This window comes from Ruegeria sp. CDSA241, from assembly GCF_059611265.1.
Map to the genome: position 1 here is coordinate 164,866 of NZ_JBXWPF010000001.1, position 17,317 is coordinate 182,182.

A 17,317-nucleotide genomic window follows, 5' to 3' on the forward strand; every position below is an offset into this window, starting at 1 on the left:
AAGCTCCATCGGGAAAACAGCGTCGGCTTTCGTTTGCCGCCGACCGACCCCTCCTATTGTGCCGGTGCAGCATGAGTCAATAAAGCAAGCTGTTTTTCCTGTCTGGAAACTGGCCTCAGACGACTAACTGATCCAACTTGGCCGCCCAGATGAAATCATTCTCACTAAGGCCGTCAATTTCGTGGGTCATCAGCTGAACATCCACATATCCCCATCCAAATCTAATGTCGGGATGATGCCCTTGCTGATCGGCCAGCCAGGCGCAAAGGTTTGCCAGATAGGTCGCCTTGGCAAAGCCTTTGAATTTGAAATGACGGCTGAGAGTTTTTGCATCCGCATCCAGCGACCAATCGGAGGTCAACTGGGCCAGATGCGCGCTTGCCGCATCACGGTTCAAAGCTGGAATGCCGCCGGAACAAGGGGCACAGGTCCGATCCGATAGGGTGCAAGTTTGTTCTGATGTGGTCATGTCCAGCTTACTCCGCCGCTGTTGCCTTTTCGGGAAACTTATTCGGCAACAGGCCCAGTGATTGCGCCTTATGCACATCCGCCAGCAAATCCCGATCGGCGGCAGCAAACAGTTCCTCGGGGTCGTCCAGCACGAAATAGCCCATCTGGTGCATATCAATCCGGTAGGGCGTGCGCAGGATCGTCAGAACGTCAAAGGGATCGCGGTCGGGTATTTCGCTTTCCACCGCGTAGACAAGTTCGGTCGGGGATGAGGCAAGCCCCGATCCCAGCGCCTTGATCACCCCATCCTGACGCCGCAGACCAAATTCGATCGAAAACCAATACAATCGGATCAGCCAAGCATAGTCCTTTTCACCGGCCCGCACCCCAGCCATTCCGATAGCATGACTGAACGCAGCAAATCGCGGATCGCTCAACAACGGAGTATGGCCGAAAATTTCATGAAAGATGTCCGGTTCCTCGATATAATCGAAATCCTCGCGGGACCGGATAAACGAGGCGGCCGGGAAAACCCGGTCGGCCAACATGCCAAAGAAGGTCTTGAACCCGATCAGCGCGGGTACAGGCTGCACTTTCCAGCCTGTCATATCCAGAAGCCTCTCAGAAATATCAGCGCATGATGGAACACGGGTTTTCGGAAGCTCCAGCCGGTCCAGCCCCGCGAGATAATCACGCGCCATATAGCGCTGTATGTTCTCTTGCTGAGCGGCATAAAGATCAGCCCAGACAGCATCCTCTTCGTCGGTATATGTGATGTGACCATCGGCATTGGCCACCTTGGCGACGTATTTTGTCGACTTTGGCATGGAAGCTCCTCCTGAAAAGAGCATAGCCAGCCATCGTGAAAAATTTCATTTGAATATTTTTCAGGATCATACAATATGAACGAAACATTTCACAAACTCAAAAGATATGACGCAAATGCTTCAAAACGCGGATATCGCCATCCTGCAAGAGCTTCAGACCGATGGCCGTCTGTCTATGCAAGAGCTCGCGGATCGTACCGGCCTGTCTGCCTCGCAATGTTGGCGGCGGGTTCGCGATCTCGAAGCTGCTGGGGTTGTGGCAGGCTATACCGCTCGTGTGCCCGCCAAATCCGTCGGCCTGAACGCAATAGCCTATGTTCATGTTGCGCTGCGCGATCATCAGGAAGACAGCATCACTTCGTTTTTGCGGCTGGTTGAGACCGAGGCTCAGATTGTCGAGTGCGCCTCAATCACCGGGGATCATGACTTCATTCTGAAAGTCTATTCGAAAACACCCGAAGATCTTGAGGCGTTCATCATGCAAAGGCTGTTGAAATCGGGGTTAGTCCGCGACACTCGCAGCAATTTTGTACTGCGGCAGACGAAAACACGTGGCCCTTTGCCCATTCTTTGATCTATCGCTCCAAAATCCGTTGAACCTATTCCCTGCCCCACCTATCGTGCGGGATCAGAACAGTTCAATCAGGACACCCCTATGACCAACCAAGTGCCACACCCGATGTCTCCTCAAGATTGCCTCGTGGCGATTATGGTTGCGATCTCTGCATCAGATGAGACCATCCGCACCGCCGAGCTGGTCAAAATCGAGGGCGCGGTCAACATGCTGCCTGTCTTTGCAGAATATGACATCGACCGGATGTATCGCGTTTCCCAGATCGTCTTCGATCTGTTTGAACAAGAAGATGGTCTGGATGCCCTGTTTGGACTGATTCGCGACAACCTGCCCGAACGCCTGAACGAAACCTCCTATGCGCTTGCATGTGATGTTGCGGCTGCAGATGGTACGCTGGCAGAATCCGAATTGCGGCTGCTCGAGGAAATCCGTTACGAGTTGGACATCGACCGTTTGCATGCCGCTGCCATCGAGCGCGGCGCGCGGGCACGGCACACGACCTGACATCAGCTGCTGCCGGCCAGCTTCCCCCACCTTTCGATCAGTGCGCGCTGCAATTTGCGCGACCTGTTATTCCAGCTCCGCCCGCCTTCGGGCCGTTCACGATACGCTCGGGGGATCGTTGCGCGATGTTCTATGTCGGCCGTGAATATCGCAAAGGCCAGCTCTGCCCCATCTGGTGAGGTTATGAACCCACCCAGGCCCGAGACAAAGTTCAGGGTTCCGGTTTTCGCATTCACTCTGATCGGATGATCCTTGACCGGCCGCCCCTGACTGTCGGCAAGGGTAAATTTCTTCAGCAAAGGCCGGAGGTCTCCGGCTTTCTGCGCCGCCAGCAGCGCGACCACCAAATCCTCGGGCGCTACGCGTGAATCGCCCCCAAGCCCTGAATGATCGACCATCGCAACCCCGGTCACACCATAGGTCTCTGTGGCCCATCTGTTCATCTCGGCGGCTGACTCCGCCAAAGTCTGCGGTCGCGTACCGCGCGCCCTCGAGGCAGCGAGCCCTACCATCTCGGCAGTGAGGTTGGTCGAGTATTTCAGCATGCCCTGCAATATGCTCTCGAGCGGGTCGCTTTGATGAATGACCAAAGGGGTTCCATTCGGCATCTGCCGCGTGACCTGCGTCCGCCCCAGCACAATTCCGTTGGATCGGGCCAATGTTCTGAAAACGTCACCTGCATAAAGCGCGGGCTTGCGGACAGGCAGCCACCGCGCCCCATCGCTACCTAACGCGCCTTTGGCAACAGTCCACCGGTCCTGACGGGCGCTGGGTTCGTAGGTATAGATCGGCAGGTTGCGGCCCTCGACCTTCATGGACGCCACTTCCACTGCAGGGGTATAGCGCGTGCTTCGGGCATCCATGGTCACGTCATAGCTGGCGCCCTGCTTTTTCCACTCGAAATGCACGCGATTGAAATTCAGAGAAATGCCGCTGATCGCAGGGCTGTACCCCAAATGATCTGGCTGCCCCGGATCAATGCTGAACACGTAAGGCAACGCGCCATCATAAACTTTGAACGCGCCGCGGACCTCGGTGATTCCGGCCTCGCGCAAGTTTGCCGCCATCGCGGCCAGCGCATCCGTATCCAGCAAAGGATCACCACCGCCAACAAGAACAAGATCGCCGTTCAAAATGCCGTTTTCTATGGGCCCCTCAGCGACCAACGCAGTTTCGAACCTGTAGTCAGCACCCAACACATTCAGCGCGTAAAGCGCGGTCAGGGCCTTGCCAACACTTGCCGGTGGCAAACCCCGGTCGCCACCATAGGCTTCAAGCACCGTGCCTGTATCAGCGTCGGCTACAGCAAAGGCGACTTCGCCGCGCAGGTTCGCGGCTTCGACCAAGCGCACAACACCTACGATCGGCTCATCACGAATCTGAGGCCTCAATGATGTAAGCGGTGCCTCACCCATAACGGCCACAGGCATCAGGGCCGCGCCCAGCCCAGCAATAAATCCTCGTCGCGAATAACGATCATTCATGGGTTAATTAAAATCCCAGAGATCACAGGCAAACAACCTGAGATCCGAATTATGGGCCCACAGGGGCTATTCAGGCAACACCTTGTTGCCCCAAACCCCCTGAATGCGCAACTGGGTCGAACTGACATCCAGCATCGGCACATTCACAAAACACCACGCCGGGGCCTGTGCCCGGCCCAGTAAATGCCGCGCCTGCCCGTCGATGCGGTATTTGGCATAGCGACGCGCCGCAGGGGACATACGTGCAGAGATGCGGTCTCCGGGACGGGCAACAACGCCAACCGGTACGGTTTCAATAATCGACTGCCAATCCTTCCACTTATGGAATTGCGCCAGGTTATCTGCACCCATCAGCCAGACAAACCTGACCTGCGGATAAAGCTTCTGCAGGGCGGCGACAGTATCCGCCGTGGCGCGCGTGCCGATCTGGGCCTCGATATCCGTCACCTCGACACGTGAATGCTGCATCACAGCTTGCGCTGCCTTCACCCGCCGCGCCAATGGCGCAGGCCCGCGCTCTTTCAACGGATTGCCCGGAGAGACCAGCCACCACACCCGATCCAGCCCAAAGGCCTTCATTGCCTCGAGTGTCACATGCACATGGCCCTTATGCGGCGGATCAAATGACCCCCCGAACAACCCCACGACCTGCCCGGGCCGCGCATATGGGATAGAGCTACGCTGCATCTCTAGCTGATGTTCAGAACTCGGCGGGGTTGTCAATCAACAGGTTGCACAGCGCCGCCCAAACGAACCCGCCCGGGCCGCACGACCTCGGCGCACCAACCGCCATGACCCCGCACGGCGGAATAGCCACCCTCGTCCAGCGCCTCCTCCATCCGGCTGCACGGCGCGCAGATCACAGTGAAACGCAGGATGGCCTCGTCCACCTGCACTTCACGCCCTTTGAGCGCGGATAGATTGATCCCCGAAACAACCAGATTGCGCCGCAGGATTTCAGGCGCGGCCGGGCCCTACCCGAGATAAGAGCCTATCGCCGACAGATGTTCCTGCTGGATCAATGTAACTGCCCGCTTTCCCGGACGGCTATGATCGCCCTTGAACCCCTCGCCCAAAATCATGGCTTCGTCGACCGAGACCATGTCCACCCTCCGCGCCGACCGGAGGCCAATCCACGCAATCCTCCCCGACTGCGCCCAGCCCGCTATGAGATTTTTCAGGGACATGGAGGGGCTTTCTTATTTGAATTGCTTCACAATAAGACACTTAATTCGGCGGCCCTCCTGGGTTCAATAGATCGGTTACGTTAGGCTCAATCTGCAGATTGACCGCGTATCGACAGGTGATTTCACGTAGCTTGTGTTAGAACCCCCAATCAAAGCGACGAGAAAGCGACATATGAGTGCTTGTAGCTCAAGCGTTAGATTCTGATTGGAATTGATACCATGCAAACCGAACCCGAGCGGCTGATCCATATATAGGGCTTCGTGCACCGCATCATTTCGGATTGCGGCAATCTCTGCGCCCCCCGAGTTACTCGAATCTGCCCATTCCGGAACATTCATGTCAAATAACTGACATAGCCACTCAGCACGTTTCGCATGAGCTATTCTGGCATTCGGTGGCTGTATTTCGGTGGCGAGTGCATAACAAGCGTCAAGAGCGGCATATAGATACAGAAACCGTTCAAATTGCAGCGCGGGTGGATACTGTGCCAAGAAAAGGGCGTGAACGGCGGCTTCAAAGCGATGAGACTGGCGAGGGTTTCTCCGGTTGTCAGTCCAGAAACGTTCGGTGAGATCAATACTCTGTGACAAATCATCGGAGAATGGAGTGAAGTCTACTAATTTCCCGGGCTTAACCGGAGTCGCATCTAGGAATCCAGCCTCTGTAGCAGTCAGACGCAGGCCTGTAAAAAGGGACAGGCTCCAAAGATGAAATACAAGATGATCCTCGTCGTCTGCCCTACGATGACTGATCGTGTGTGTTTTGGGCAACCTGAAGACACGGGCGGAATAGGGTTTGTCACGCACTGCGCCAGTCATAAAATCCCTAGCCCTTTGTGGTGGTGCGTAAACCCAATCGCTTTCGATCACCTCGACACTCCGGAAATCTGCAACAATAGACTCATGATCTGGTGCTGTTCTTATGTTTAGATCGCCAGCGTCTATTTCCAACTGATTTGGATGAAAACCGAAGCTAAGAGATAGCTCTGCCATAAAAATTCTCCTAGTGATCAAATACCTCAAGCATAGGCACCTTCTAACCAAACACACAAGATCGCAACTCGGACATCTAACCGAATTGTTGTCTTACCATGCGCTTATTGCCCCCACCCCACGCATCCGCTATCACACCGCCCAACCAAATTTCTCCGACCCAAAGGACGCGACATGGCCGCCTATCAATATGTCTACCACATGCAGGGTGTCTCCAAGACCTATCCCGGTGGCAAGAAATGCTTTGAAAACATCCACCTGAGCTTTCTGCCCGGCGTGAAAATCGGTGTTGTCGGCGTCAACGGCGCCGGTAAATCGACACTGATGAAGATCATGGCGGGCCTCGACAAGGATTTCACCGGCGAGGCCTGGGCGGCCGAAGGCGCCAAAGTCGGTTACCTGCCGCAGGAACCGAAGCTGGACGAAAGCCTCAGCGTGCGCGAAAACGTCATGCTGGGCGTGGCCGAGAAAAAGGCGGTCCTCGACCGCTATAACGAATTGGCGATGAACTACTCAGACGAAACCGCGGATGAGATGGCCAAGCTGCAGGACGAGATCGACAGCCAGAACCTCTGGGATCTCGACAGCCAGATCGACGTTTCGATGGAGGCCCTGCGCTGCCCGCCGGATGATGCCAATATCGCCAACCTCTCAGGCGGTGAAAAACGCCGCGTCGCGCTGTGCAAATTGCTGCTCGAAGCGCCCGACATGCTGCTGCTCGACGAGCCGACCAACCACCTGGATGCCGAAACAATCGCCTGGCTGCAACAGCACCTGATCGACTACAAGGGCACCATCCTGATCGTCACTCACGACCGCTATTTCCTCGACAGTATCACCGGCTGGATCCTCGAACTCGACCGTGGCCGTGGCCTGCCTTACGAGGGCAACTATTCTGCATGGCTGGAACAAAAGGCCAAACGGCTGGAGCAGGAAGCCCGCGAGGACAAGTCTAAGCAAAAGACCCTGCAACGCGAGTTGGACTGGATGCGCCAAGGCCAGAAGGCCCGTCAGGCCAAATCCAAAGCCCGGATCAACGCCTATAATGATTTGGCGGAACAGTCCGAGCGCGAAAAGCTGACCCGCGCACAGATCGTCATCCCCAACGGCCAGCGCCTTGGCGGTAAGGTGATCGAGGTCGAAGGCCTGTCCAAACACATGGGTGATAAGCAACTGATCGAGAACCTCGACTTTACCCTGCCCCCCGGCGGAATTGTCGGCGTCATCGGGCCCAACGGCGCCGGTAAATCGACCCTGTTCAAGATGCTTACTAGTCAAGAGCAGCCCGACGCAGGCACCATCACGCTTGGCGACACGGTTGAACTGTCCTATGTCGACCAGTCCCGCGACGACCTCAAGGACAACGACACCGTATGGGAGGCGATCACCGGCGGCGCCGAGATCATTCAGTTGGGCGATGCGCAGGTCAATTCCCGCGCCTATTGCTCGTCCTTCAACTTCAAGGGCGGCGACCAGCAGAAAAAGGTCTCCTTGCTGTCAGGGGGTGAGCGCAACCGCGTCCACATGGCCCGCCTGCTGAAAGAGGGCGGCAACGTCCTGCTGCTCGATGAACCGACCAACGATTTGGACGTCGAAACCCTGCGCGCCCTGGAAGACGCGCTGGTCGATTTCGCCGGCTGCGCCGTGGTCATCAGCCACGACCGCTTCTTCCTCGACCGGATCTGCACGCATATTCTGGCGTTTGAGGGTGATGCCCATGTCGAATGGTTCGAGGGCAACTTCGAGGATTACGAAGAGGACAAGAAACGCCGTCTGGGACCAGACGCGCTGGAGCCGAAGCGGTTGAAGCATAAGAAGTTTGCGCGATGAGACGGAAGCTCAAAAGACGGTTGGAAAAATGGCAACGTAGCGCGCTGAAAATCAGCGCGCCGCTGCGCAAGCGCATCCGGCAAATGTACAAGACAGATTACTGTGTGATCGTCGCAAGCAATGGCCGGTCGGGCAGCACCATGACCTACCATGCGCTGCGCGATGCACTGGAAAGGCTGGACCCAAACCTCTCGGGTCAGGCCAGTTTCGTGTCTCGGTTGGACGACGCCACCTTCCAGGCGCCGTTTCTTTACAAGACGCATGATTTTCCGCAGGTTTTGTCAAACTGGTCAAAAGATACCCGAGTCGTCTTTTGCTTTGGCTCGACAAAGGACTCTACCTTTTCAGTCTACACAGCGATGGAAGGCTATGGCCCTGAGTGGATAAAAAAGCACTTCTACAATCTGCATGCGACGGGCACATATGACGAGCTTTTCGAACGTGATGTGCTGCAACAGGCACGGCAGATCAAGGAATGGGTCACTTATGACGACATCCCGGTATTGTGCGTTCACTACGATGCGTTGTGGGAATATCAGGACGAAATCTCTGAATTTACCGGATTGAAATTTGTACCGGCTCCGCGGCGTGAACGGGCTGAAAAAGATATTCCGGAAGATCTGCGAAAGGCCGCGAGCCAAATCTACGATCCGATTGACGAAGTGATTTCCCAGCTTCCCAGATGTTTTGTGGCCTCGCCCGAAATGAACGAGATCGTGGGCAAATTGCCGCTCGCAAAGTGATCCTCGGACGGTCTGGCGCGTGACGTTCTTCCGGGCGCTCGCGAATCCAAAAAATTCAGTCTAACCACATAAATTGTATAGATTGTTTCAGGATATTCTGATGCGTAGATTCTGATGCCTGGCGCTAGTTTCAGTCGTTCAGGATTGCAAATCCGGCTTGTCACATCTCGTCTGAACTGGCATACTCAGAGTGCTACCGTTTTTCTATTTCGACCCACTGTCTCCTTCTACGGCGTTCAGTCTATCGATACAGACGACGACGCCAGGCTGTCGCAACTCCGTGGGCAGCACCAGATAAGGAGAACACGGATATGCCTTCAGGCACCGTAAAATGGTTCAACACCACCAAAGGCTACGGCTTTATTGCACCCGAAGATGGCGGCAAAGACATCTTCGTTCACATCTCGGCCGTCGAACGCTCGGGCCTGACCGGTCTGGCCGACAACCAGAAAGTCACGTACGAGCTGCGCTCGGGTCGTGACGGTCGCGAAAGCGCCGACGACATCCAGCTGGCGTAAGCCGCTGTAAGGGCAGGGTTTTCCTCTGCCCTTTTCTATTTGTGCCTGAGCGACCACCTGTAAAAGTGTGTCTCGGCGATTACATCACAATTCAGTTACTCTTCCCCGACGATTGACCGGATCGGATATCATCCGGACACTATGGTCATGATTTTTCTGTTGTATTGAAGAGAGCTGATATGTTGACACGCCGTACATTCCTGACTGCAACAGCAGCAGCAAGCCTTGTTTCGACCGCCGCGTCGGCAAAGAAAGCCGTCGAATACGACCCTACTCCACAATTTGTTCGAATCAAAAAGCAATTCCTGCCAGGCCAGCTTCTGGTGGTTCCACGCTCGTTCTATCTGTACTTCGTAACAGAACCTCGCAAGGCAATCCGTTACGGGTGTGGGGTGGGCAAAGCCGGGCTGGAGTTCACCGGAACAGCGACCATAGACGTCAAAAAGGAGTGGCCCACCTGGCGCCCCACCAATGAAATGATCGAGCGTGAACCAATTACATATGCTCGTTTCAAGGATAACGACTATGTGCAGCCTGGCGGTGACGGCAATCCGTTAGGTGCACGGGCGCTTTATCTGTTCCAGAACGGCGTTGACACTTATTTCCGAATTCACGGGACCACTCAGCCGCAGACCATAGGCCGTGCGGCCTCGAACGGATGTATACGCATGCTGAACACGCATGTCATCGACCTGTACCAGCGGGTGCCGATTGGAACAGTTGTGACGGTCGTCTGATCAATCTTCTGCTGAATTCACAAGTTCCAAAACCTTTGGTCCAAGGTCTTCAACGATGAGGGCCACACCACTGGCGTTGGGATGGATGCCATCTGCCTGCATGTGTTCCCGTACTTCTTCGGGGTTTCCTGCCGCAGTCAAACCTGTGAAAAAACTTGGCGCATATCCAGTCTGATATCGATCCGCCAGATCGGAGTAGATCGCATCAAATGCGGCTTTGTAATCTGGACCGTAATTCCCCGGCGCCTGCATCCCGACCAACAACACGGCGACCTCAGCGCCATCTGCTGCTTTCAGGATCGTCTCAAGATTTGCGCGTGCAACTGCCGGATCAAGCCCTCGCAACAGATCGTTCCCGCCCAATGCGACGATCATCCCATCCACGTCGGGCGTCAGTGTCCAGTCCACACGTGCCGCCCCTCCGGCGGTGGTGTCCCCGGATACACCCGCATTGATCAGGCGCACATCCGCTCCGTGATCTTTCAACCAACGATCCAGCTGCGGAACAAATCCGTCTTGCTCGGGCAGGCCGTACCCTTGAGTCAAAGAATCCCCGAGAGCTGCAATCACTACGGTTTCTGCTGTGGCCGCAAAGCCGCAACACGTGATAAGCACCGGCATCAAAGCCTTGCGCAACATCTCAACTGCTCCATATCCCATTTGATTACCTCGGTTCGGACCTACCCATGATCGCAACTGTTCTATCGCTTGAAAATGCCGCTTTATCGCTGGATGGCAATGCCGGTCAGGTAGATATCCTGCACGACATCACGCTTTCCGTACACAAGGGCGAGACACTGGGTCTGATTGGGCCGTCCGGGTCAGGAAAATCGTCGTTACTAATGCTGATGGGCGGGCTGGAACAGGCGACGGGCGGCCAGGTAACCGCACTCGGGCAAAATCTGACCCGCATGAACGAAGACGAGCTCGCGCGGTTCCGACGCAACAGCATGGGCGTTGTATTTCAGAATTTCCACCTGATCCCCACGATGACTGCCCTTGAGAACGTGGCCACACCGCTGGAGTTGGCCGGCCACAAAGATGCCTTTCAACGGGCCGAAGCCGAATTGGAGTCCGTAGGGCTGACGCATCGACGCGACCATTATCCGGCGCAGCTCTCCGGTGGAGAGCAGCAGCGCGTCGCGCTCGCCCGTGCCTCTGCCCCGCGACCACAGATCCTGCTGGCGGATGAGCCTACCGGCAATCTGGACGAAACAAACGGAGCCGCCATCATTGATCTGCTGCTTGGCCTGCGCGACAGGCATGGTGCTACTTTAGTTCTGGTGACCCATAGCCACAGCCTTGCGCGCAGATGTGACCGTGTTGTCCGGCTGCGCGATGGAAGGATTGCCGATGACACAAGGCAAGAGGCCGCCGAATGAGCCTGCGGATGGCCGGGCGGCTGGCGCGGCGGGAACTGCGCGGAGGTCTGCGCGGTTTTCGGGTGTTTCTGGCTTGTCTTGCACTTGGGGTCGCTGCCATTGCCGCAGTGGGTTCGGTCCGCCACGCCATCCAAACCGGACTGACGCAAGAAGGCGCGGCTCTGCTGGGCGGGGATGCACAGCTGGAATTCACCTATCGCTTTGCGGATGAGGCTGAGCGTGCATGGATGAACGACGCGGCCTTAGCCATCTCCGAAGTCGTCGATTTTCGGTCAATGGCAGTCGCGCAGCAGAATAGTGACCCACAGCGGGCGCTTACGCAGGTCAAATCCGTTGACGACTCCTATCCATTGTTGGGCAAGCCAATACTAGAGCCCCAGATGCCCCTGCGTGACGCCTTTACAGGCCAGCAAGGGGCGCCCGGTGCCGTAATGGCTCCCGCTCTGATCGACCGGCTTCAGCTATCGGTTGGGGATCGGTTTTCACTTGGAACTCAGGAATTTGTCCTGATGGCAGCCCTGATCCACGAATCGGACGGGGCGGCAGACGGGTTTGGATTGGGTCCGCGCACGCTGATCCGCACACAGGACTTGCTGACTTCCGGATTATTGGCACCGGGTACTCTGTTTTCCACCAAATACCGCCTGGATCTACCGCCGGGGTCTGATCTTACAGCTCTTTCGGCGCAGGCAAGCGAAGCCCTTGAAGGCAGCGGAATGCGGTGGACCGATGCACGGAACGGTGCCCCCGGCATTTCAGAATTTGTTGCCCGGCTCAGCGCTTTTCTGGTTCTGGTTGGACTATCCGGGCTGGCTGTTGGCGGCATCGGCGTATCTGCAGCGGTGCGCGCCTATCTGGCGCAAAAGACTGAAACCATTGCTACCTTGCGTACTTTGGGTGCCGATCGGGCGACCGTGTTTCAGACTTATCTGATCCAGATCGGTATTCTCTCTGGCATCGGCATTTTTCTGGGCATCATATTGGGTGGATCGGTGCCTCTGCTGCTTGCGCCGCTGATCGAAACTCGCCTGCCTGTGCCCGCAGTGTTCTCGTTCTATCCGCAGCCTCTGGCTGAAGCCGCGCTTTACGGCGTGCTCACCGCCTTTTTATTCACACTCTGGCCCCTTGCCCGTACTGAAGAAGTCCGCGCTGCGACCCTGTTTCGCGATGCGCTGTCTTCGGCGCGCTTCCTGCCCCGTGCAAAATACATCCTAGCGACAGGCATCGGGCTTGCGGCGCTGATCGGCGCAGCTGCCTTTTTCAGCGGATCGGCGCGCCTGACCCTTTGGACCAGCGGCGGGTTGGCCGGAGCGCTGGTTCTGCTTTCGATGGCAGCGCTGGCGATCCGCAAACTGGCGCGCCTGACCACAAAACCCGCCCGAGGGAATCCTCCCCTGCGATGGGCCCTGTCGGCCATTTCCGATCCGCGCGAAGGGGCCGCATCGGTTGTCCTGTCGCTGGGGTTGGGCCTGTCGGTACTGGCCGCAGTCGGGCAAATCGACGGCACCCTGCGAAACGCGATTTCAGGAAACCTGCCCGATGTCGCCCCTTCTTATTTCTTCGTCGATATCCAGAAAGAGCAGATGCCCGGCTTTACCGAACGGCTGGAAAACGACCCTGCCGTAAGCCGGATCCAAAGCGCGCCCATGCTGCGCGGGATCATCACGCAGATTAACGGGCAGCCCGCGATTGAGGTCGCCGGGGACCACTGGGTACTGGAAGGCGACCGCGGGGTCACCTATTCCGACGCCCCGCCCTCGAACGCACGGGTCACCGCCGGGGAATGGTGGTCCGAGGACTATTCCGGAACGCCTCAGGTCAGCTTCGCCGCTGAAGAGGCCGAAGAGATGGGCCTGAAGCTGGGTGACCAACTGACCGTCAACATATTGGGGCGCGACATCACCGCAGAGCTCACCTCTCTGCGCGAGGTGGATTTCTCGACCGCCGGGATGGGTTTCATCATGTCCATGAACCCGTCGGCCCTGGCCGGCGCACCGCATAGCTTCATTGCCACCGTCTATGCCGAAGAGCAGGCCGAAGCCGCGATCCTTCGTGATCTGGCGGGTAAATTCCCCAATATCACCGCAATCCGTGTCCGCGATGCGATTGACCGGGTCTCGGGTCTGCTGGCCGGGTTGGCCGCTGCGACGTCTTATGGGGCTGGTGTATCGCTGCTAACCGGCTTTCTGGTCCTGATCGGCGCCGCGGCAGCGGGTGAACCAGCCCGGCGGTACGAGGCCGCAGTCCTGAAGACCATCGGTGCCGACCGTCGGCGCATATTGATCAGCTTTGCCCTTCGGGCTGTTCTGCTGGGGTCTGCCGCTGGAATTGTGGCCCTGATGGTGGGCATCCTCGGCGGCTGGGCGGTTGCGACATATATTTTCGACACCAGCTTTGACGTCATCTGGCCATCTGCCATCGGCATCGTATTGGCCGGGATCATCGTCACGCTGGGCGCGGGGTTGATCTTTGCCTTGAAACCCCTTGCCGTTCGCCCGGCGCGCATCTTGCGCGCCAGCGACTGAGTTTATCGGACGCAGGCGACGGGCTGCAAAATCGTCAGCAGATTTGCATTGTCACACACCAGCGAATCCAGCGTGATTTCGTCCAGCGAGGCATAAAAGACCTCGGCCGCGTCCCGCAGCGCAAGACGCAGCCGGCAGGCGTTGGTGAGCGGACATGTATTGTCGGCATCCGCAAAGCACTCGGCAATCGGCAAGTCGCCCTCGATATGCCGAAAAACCGAACCGATCCGTATCTGATCAGCAGATCTAGCGAGTACCATACCGCCATTGCGACCGCGATGAGTGCTCAGATAATCTAACTGGCTGAGTTGGTTGATCACCTGCGCCAAATGGTTTTCCGAGATATTACAGGCCTTTGCGATCTCGGATTTGGTCACCAACCTGTCTGGATTTGCTGCACAATACATCAGTAGGCGCACAGCAATATTTGTCCGCTTGGTTATCCGCATGTTTGCCTCCCTAAGTTCAACATGCTGCCTTATTGCATGTTGGGCAAAAAAGCGGTTTGACATACATCAATTCCCGGTCAGAAGTGATCCCGCATGGCAGACCCCTATTTCTTTGGCTACGGCAGCCTCGTGAACCTCGCGACCCACGATTTCCCCGACCCGCATCCCGCGCAGTTGAAGGGATGGCGGCGGGCCTGGCGGCATACCGATTTGCGCCCGGTCGCTTTCCTGACCGCCATTCCGGATCCCACTTCTGAAATCGACGGCATGATTGCCCATGTCCCGGGAAATGACTGGGACGCGCTGGATCAACGTGAGTGGGCCTACGACCGCGTTCCAGCGACTAAGGCCGTCACCCATTCTCTGCCACACGAGGTTGAGATCGCTGTTTATGCCGTACCTGATGACCGTCAATCCGCGGCCAGCCGGCGCCACCCCCTGCTGATGAGCTATATCGATGTGGTTGTGCAGGGCTATTTGCGTGCGTTCGGGTCCGAGGGCGCCGATCGCTTTTTTGCCACCACTGATGGCTGGGACGCCCCGATCCTGAATGACCGGGCAGAGCCGCGGTATCCGCGCCACCAGGCATTGAAACCGGATGAGACTTGTTTTGTGGATGATCGGCTGAAGCGAATAGCAGCCCAGATCGTAAAGACCTTATAGAAAAAGGCGCGGCCAGCAGACCACGCCTTATCACAATCTAACGCACTAAGATCAGCCGCGCGCGCGGATCACCTGCAGAAGGGGCAACAGGGTGGCCATCTCGGGGCCGCGCTCCATTCCTGTCAGTGCCTTGCGCAAAGGCATGAACAGACTCTTGCCCTTGCGGCCTGTCGCGTCTTTCACCGCGCTGGTCCACTGCCCCCAGGTCGCGCCGTCGAAAGGGCCTTCTGGCAACAACGCCACGGCCTCGGTGATGAACTCTCGGTCTTCATCGGCAATCAGTGGTTCGGCACCGTTACGGCACAGCTCCCACCACCCTTTCAGGTCTGCCAGAGTGGTGATGTTCTCGCGGGCCATGGCCCAGAATGGTTCGGCCAGTTCGGCCGGTACGCCCGCATCTGCCACAGCATCCGCAACGTCGGCCAATGACAAAGATTGCAGGTGTTTTGCCGTCAACGGAAACAAGTCCTGAACGTCAAACTTGGTCGGTGCGGCACCAAAACGACCAATGTCAAATCCATCGATCAGCTCGGCCATCTCTGTCCGCAACTCAACCGGGTCGGATGAGCCCAGACGCGCCATCAAGCTGAGCAATGCTAACGGCTGTACGCCCTGCTCGCGCAGATCACGCAGAGCCAGCGTGCCCAGTCGCTTAGACAGCGCCTCGCCCTGGGGGCCGGTCAGCAGAGAATGATGTGCAAAACGCGGGCAAGTACCGCCCAGCGCTTGGATGATCTGAATCTGCGTCGCGGTATTGGTCACATGGTCCGAGCCACGCACCACGTCGGTCACACCCATTTCGGTATCATCGACCACCGACGCAATCGTGTACAGAACCTGACCGTCGCCCCGGATCAGAACCGGGTCAGAGACCGAGGCCGCATCAATCGAAATATCGCCCAGAATGCCGTCGGTCCACTCGATCCGTTCATGATCCAGCCTAAAGCGCCAGACACCGTTGCCACGTTCTGCCCGCAGCGCGTCTTTCTTGGCGTCGTTAAGGTTCAATGCTGCGCGGTCATAGACCGGCGGTTTGCCCATATTCAGCTGCTTCTTGCGCTTGAGGTCCAGCTCGGTCGGGGTTTCGAAAGCCTCATAGAAACGACCCATCTCGCGCAGCTTGTCGGCTGCCTCGGCATAGCGGTCCAGACGCTCGGACTGTCGTTCGACCCGGTCCCAATGCAGGCCCAACCACTCGAGGTCCTGCTTGATGGCATCGACATATTCTTCCTTCGACCGCTCGGGGTCTGTGTCGTCGATACGCAGGATGAACGTGCCGCCGGCCTTGCGGGCAATCAAGTAGTTCATCAGCGCTGTGCGCAGGTTGCCCACATGGATGTAACCGGTGGGCGACGGGGCGAAACGGGTGGTTGTCATAGGAGTCTCCTGTTGGCGCGGCTCTTCTCACAGGATGGGCAAATTGTCCAGCCACCGCACCGGTTCACGCCAACGTCAGGTGGCAATCCTCGGGCGATACCCTATCTTCAAAGTGCTGGCACACACAGGGAGATCTCAAAATGACCGTTACACTAACTCGTAGGGCCGCACTGGGCGCGGCGGCAGCATTGCCTTTTGCATCAGCTGCTACCCCAATCCTGGCTGCAGCAAGCGATACCAAAGCGAATTCAATCATCGCGAAATCGTTCCAGCTGGGCGATTTCACCGTAACAACTCTGCTGGATGGCAGCCTGCCGCGCGATGGCGCCAAAGAGATTTTCGGCGGTGGCGCCACGGATGAGGAATTTGCAAACGTATCGGCCCAGAATTTTATTCCTACCGATAAAGCCCAGTTCTTTTTCACACCAACGCTGGTCAATACCGGATCTGAACTTGTGCTGTTTGATACTGGCCTTGGGCAAGGCGGCATTCAGGCGGCATTGGCAGATGCAGGCGTGAACCCGGATCAAATCGACGTCGTCGTCATCACCCATATGCACCCTGACCATATTGGCGGCATGACCACAAATGACGCGCCAACCTTCCCGAATGCGCGCTATGTCACCGCATCATCCGAGTATGACTTTTGGGCCGCGCAGGATTCCGGCAATCGGGTCGGCGATCTGGTCGCCGCCAAAGTGACCCCAATGGCCGAAAAGATGACCTTTGTCGGCGATGGCGGCGAGGTTCTGTCCGGAATAACCGCCGTTTCAGCGCATGGGCATACCCCCGGACACACGGTCTTTCATCTGGAAAGCAACGGTCAACGTCTGGTGCTGACGGCCGATCTGGCCAATCACTATGTCTGGTCCTTCGCCCAACCCGAGTGGGAAGTGAAATTCGACATGGACAAAGCCGCAGCCGCCGCTTCTCGGCGTAATGTGCTGGGAATGCTGGCGGCGGACAAAATCCCGATGATCGGATATCACATGCCCTTCCCTGCCGCCGGTTTCGTCGAGACGCGCGGCGATGGGTTCCGATTTGTCCCGGTCAGCTATCAGATGATGGGTTAAC

20 protein-coding genes are annotated in these 17,317 nt (G+C 57.2%); 10 read left to right on the plus strand and 10 right to left on the minus strand.

Features of this window, described 5'->3' with window-relative positions:
• Positions 1-115: 115 nt before the first annotated feature.
• The gene (locus AC2FJV_RS00805; protein WP_496693612.1) at positions 116-469 is read right to left on the minus strand and encodes a 4a-hydroxytetrahydrobiopterin dehydratase; all 354 of its coding nucleotides are present in this window, start codon (positions 467-469) and stop codon (positions 116-118) included.
• Positions 470-476: 7 nt separating this feature from the next.
• Entirely contained in the window at positions 477-1,277 is an 801-nt protein-coding gene (gene phhA / locus AC2FJV_RS00810) for a phenylalanine 4-monooxygenase (RefSeq protein ID WP_496693611.1), read from the minus strand.
• A gap of 106 nt (positions 1,278-1,383) precedes the next feature.
• Here phhA and AC2FJV_RS00815 point away from each other — a divergent pair, with 106 nt between their 5' ends.
• Complete coding sequence (locus tag AC2FJV_RS00815; RefSeq protein WP_246097185.1) at positions 1,384-1,851, plus strand: Lrp/AsnC family transcriptional regulator; 468 nt, start codon at positions 1,384-1,386, stop codon at positions 1,849-1,851.
• Positions 1,852-1,932: 81 nt separating this feature from the next.
• The gene (locus AC2FJV_RS00820) at positions 1,933-2,355 is read left to right on the plus strand and encodes a tellurite resistance TerB family protein (protein WP_142635642.1); all 423 of its coding nucleotides are present in this window, start codon (positions 1,933-1,935) and stop codon (positions 2,353-2,355) included.
• Positions 2,356-2,357: 2 nt separating this feature from the next.
• Here AC2FJV_RS00820 and dacB read toward each other — a convergent pair whose 3' ends face one another.
• The 5 genes from dacB to AC2FJV_RS00845 all read right to left on the minus strand — a co-directional run bounded on the left by dacB (position 2,358) and on the right by AC2FJV_RS00845 (position 6,019).
• Positions 2,358-3,839 (minus strand): D-alanyl-D-alanine carboxypeptidase/D-alanyl-D-alanine endopeptidase, encoded by a 1,482-nt coding sequence (dacB, locus tag AC2FJV_RS00825; protein ID WP_496693610.1) that lies wholly within the window; start codon positions 3,837-3,839, stop codon positions 2,358-2,360.
• A 66-nt stretch (positions 3,840-3,905) separates the two neighbouring features.
• Positions 3,906-4,526 carry a nicotinate-nucleotide adenylyltransferase gene (locus AC2FJV_RS00830; protein ID WP_496712104.1) on the minus strand — a complete coding sequence of 207 codons (621 nt, stop codon included), beginning with the start codon at positions 4,524-4,526 and terminating at the stop codon, positions 3,906-3,908.
• Positions 4,527-4,558: 32 nt separating this feature from the next.
• Positions 4,559-4,795 carry an MOSC domain-containing protein gene (locus AC2FJV_RS00835; RefSeq protein ID WP_496712377.1) on the minus strand — a complete coding sequence of 79 codons (237 nt, stop codon included), beginning with the start codon at positions 4,793-4,795 and terminating at the stop codon, positions 4,559-4,561.
• An 18-nt stretch (positions 4,796-4,813) separates the two neighbouring features.
• Positions 4,814-5,026 (minus strand): hypothetical protein, encoded by a 213-nt coding sequence (locus AC2FJV_RS00840; RefSeq protein ID WP_496712106.1) that lies wholly within the window; start codon positions 5,024-5,026, stop codon positions 4,814-4,816.
• A 75-nt stretch (positions 5,027-5,101) separates the two neighbouring features.
• Positions 5,102-6,019, minus strand: a complete 918-nt coding sequence (locus AC2FJV_RS00845; RefSeq protein WP_496712108.1) for a hypothetical protein — start codon at positions 6,017-6,019, stop codon at positions 5,102-5,104.
• Between the two features lie 174 nt (positions 6,020-6,193).
• On the opposite strand from AC2FJV_RS00845, the gene ettA reads away from it, so the two are divergent.
• From ettA to AC2FJV_RS00865, 4 genes are all read left to right on the plus strand, one after another.
• Positions 6,194-7,849, plus strand: coding sequence for an energy-dependent translational throttle protein EttA (ettA, locus tag AC2FJV_RS00850; RefSeq protein ID WP_496712110.1), 1,656 nt, complete (start codon positions 6,194-6,196; stop codon positions 7,847-7,849).
• Positions 7,846-8,592: a hypothetical protein gene (locus tag AC2FJV_RS00855; RefSeq protein WP_142635632.1), complete on the plus strand. Its 747-nt coding sequence runs from the start codon at positions 7,846-7,848 to the stop codon at positions 8,590-8,592. Before ettA ends, AC2FJV_RS00855 begins: the two co-directional genes overlap by 4 nt.
• Positions 8,593-8,903: 311 nt before the next feature.
• Positions 8,904-9,110 carry a cold-shock protein gene (locus AC2FJV_RS00860; RefSeq protein WP_142635630.1) on the plus strand — a complete coding sequence of 69 codons (207 nt, stop codon included), beginning with the start codon at positions 8,904-8,906 and terminating at the stop codon, positions 9,108-9,110.
• A gap of 179 nt (positions 9,111-9,289) precedes the next feature.
• A complete protein-coding gene (locus AC2FJV_RS00865) occupies positions 9,290-9,847 on the plus strand; it encodes a L,D-transpeptidase (RefSeq protein WP_142635628.1) in 558 nt (185 codons plus the stop codon).
• On the opposite strand, the gene AC2FJV_RS00870 is transcribed toward AC2FJV_RS00865, so the two are convergent.
• Positions 9,848-10,507, minus strand: a complete 660-nt coding sequence (locus tag AC2FJV_RS00870) for an arylesterase (RefSeq protein ID WP_496693607.1) — start codon at positions 10,505-10,507, stop codon at positions 9,848-9,850.
• Between the two features lie 26 nt (positions 10,508-10,533).
• On the opposite strand from AC2FJV_RS00870, the gene AC2FJV_RS00875 reads away from it, so the two are divergent.
• Positions 10,534-11,229: an ABC transporter ATP-binding protein gene (locus AC2FJV_RS00875; protein ID WP_271948339.1), complete on the plus strand. Its 696-nt coding sequence runs from the start codon at positions 10,534-10,536 to the stop codon at positions 11,227-11,229.
• Positions 11,226-13,754 carry an ABC transporter permease gene (locus AC2FJV_RS00880; RefSeq protein ID WP_496712112.1) on the plus strand — a complete coding sequence of 843 codons (2,529 nt, stop codon included), beginning with the start codon at positions 11,226-11,228 and terminating at the stop codon, positions 13,752-13,754. Before AC2FJV_RS00875 ends, AC2FJV_RS00880 begins: the two co-directional genes overlap by 4 nt.
• A 2-nt stretch (positions 13,755-13,756) precedes the next feature.
• Here AC2FJV_RS00880 and AC2FJV_RS00885 read toward each other — a convergent pair whose 3' ends face one another.
• On the minus strand, positions 13,757-14,203 hold the full coding sequence (locus AC2FJV_RS00885) for an RrF2 family transcriptional regulator (RefSeq protein ID WP_142635622.1): 447 nt from the start codon (positions 14,201-14,203) through the stop codon (positions 13,757-13,759).
• A 93-nt stretch (positions 14,204-14,296) separates the two neighbouring features.
• Here AC2FJV_RS00885 and AC2FJV_RS00890 point away from each other — a divergent pair, with 93 nt between their 5' ends.
• Complete coding sequence (locus tag AC2FJV_RS00890; RefSeq protein ID WP_142635620.1) at positions 14,297-14,866, plus strand: gamma-glutamylcyclotransferase family protein; 570 nt, start codon at positions 14,297-14,299, stop codon at positions 14,864-14,866.
• A 51-nt stretch (positions 14,867-14,917) separates the two neighbouring features.
• On the opposite strand, the gene gltX is transcribed toward AC2FJV_RS00890, so the two are convergent.
• Positions 14,918-16,243 carry a glutamate--tRNA ligase gene (gltX, locus tag AC2FJV_RS00895; protein WP_281972507.1) on the minus strand — a complete coding sequence of 442 codons (1,326 nt, stop codon included), beginning with the start codon at positions 16,241-16,243 and terminating at the stop codon, positions 14,918-14,920.
• Positions 16,244-16,383: 140 nt separating this feature from the next.
• On the opposite strand from gltX, the gene AC2FJV_RS00900 reads away from it, so the two are divergent.
• Complete coding sequence (locus tag AC2FJV_RS00900) at positions 16,384-17,316, plus strand: MBL fold metallo-hydrolase (RefSeq protein ID WP_496712114.1); 933 nt, start codon at positions 16,384-16,386, stop codon at positions 17,314-17,316.
• The last annotated feature ends 1 nt before the right edge of the window (position 17,317 follow it).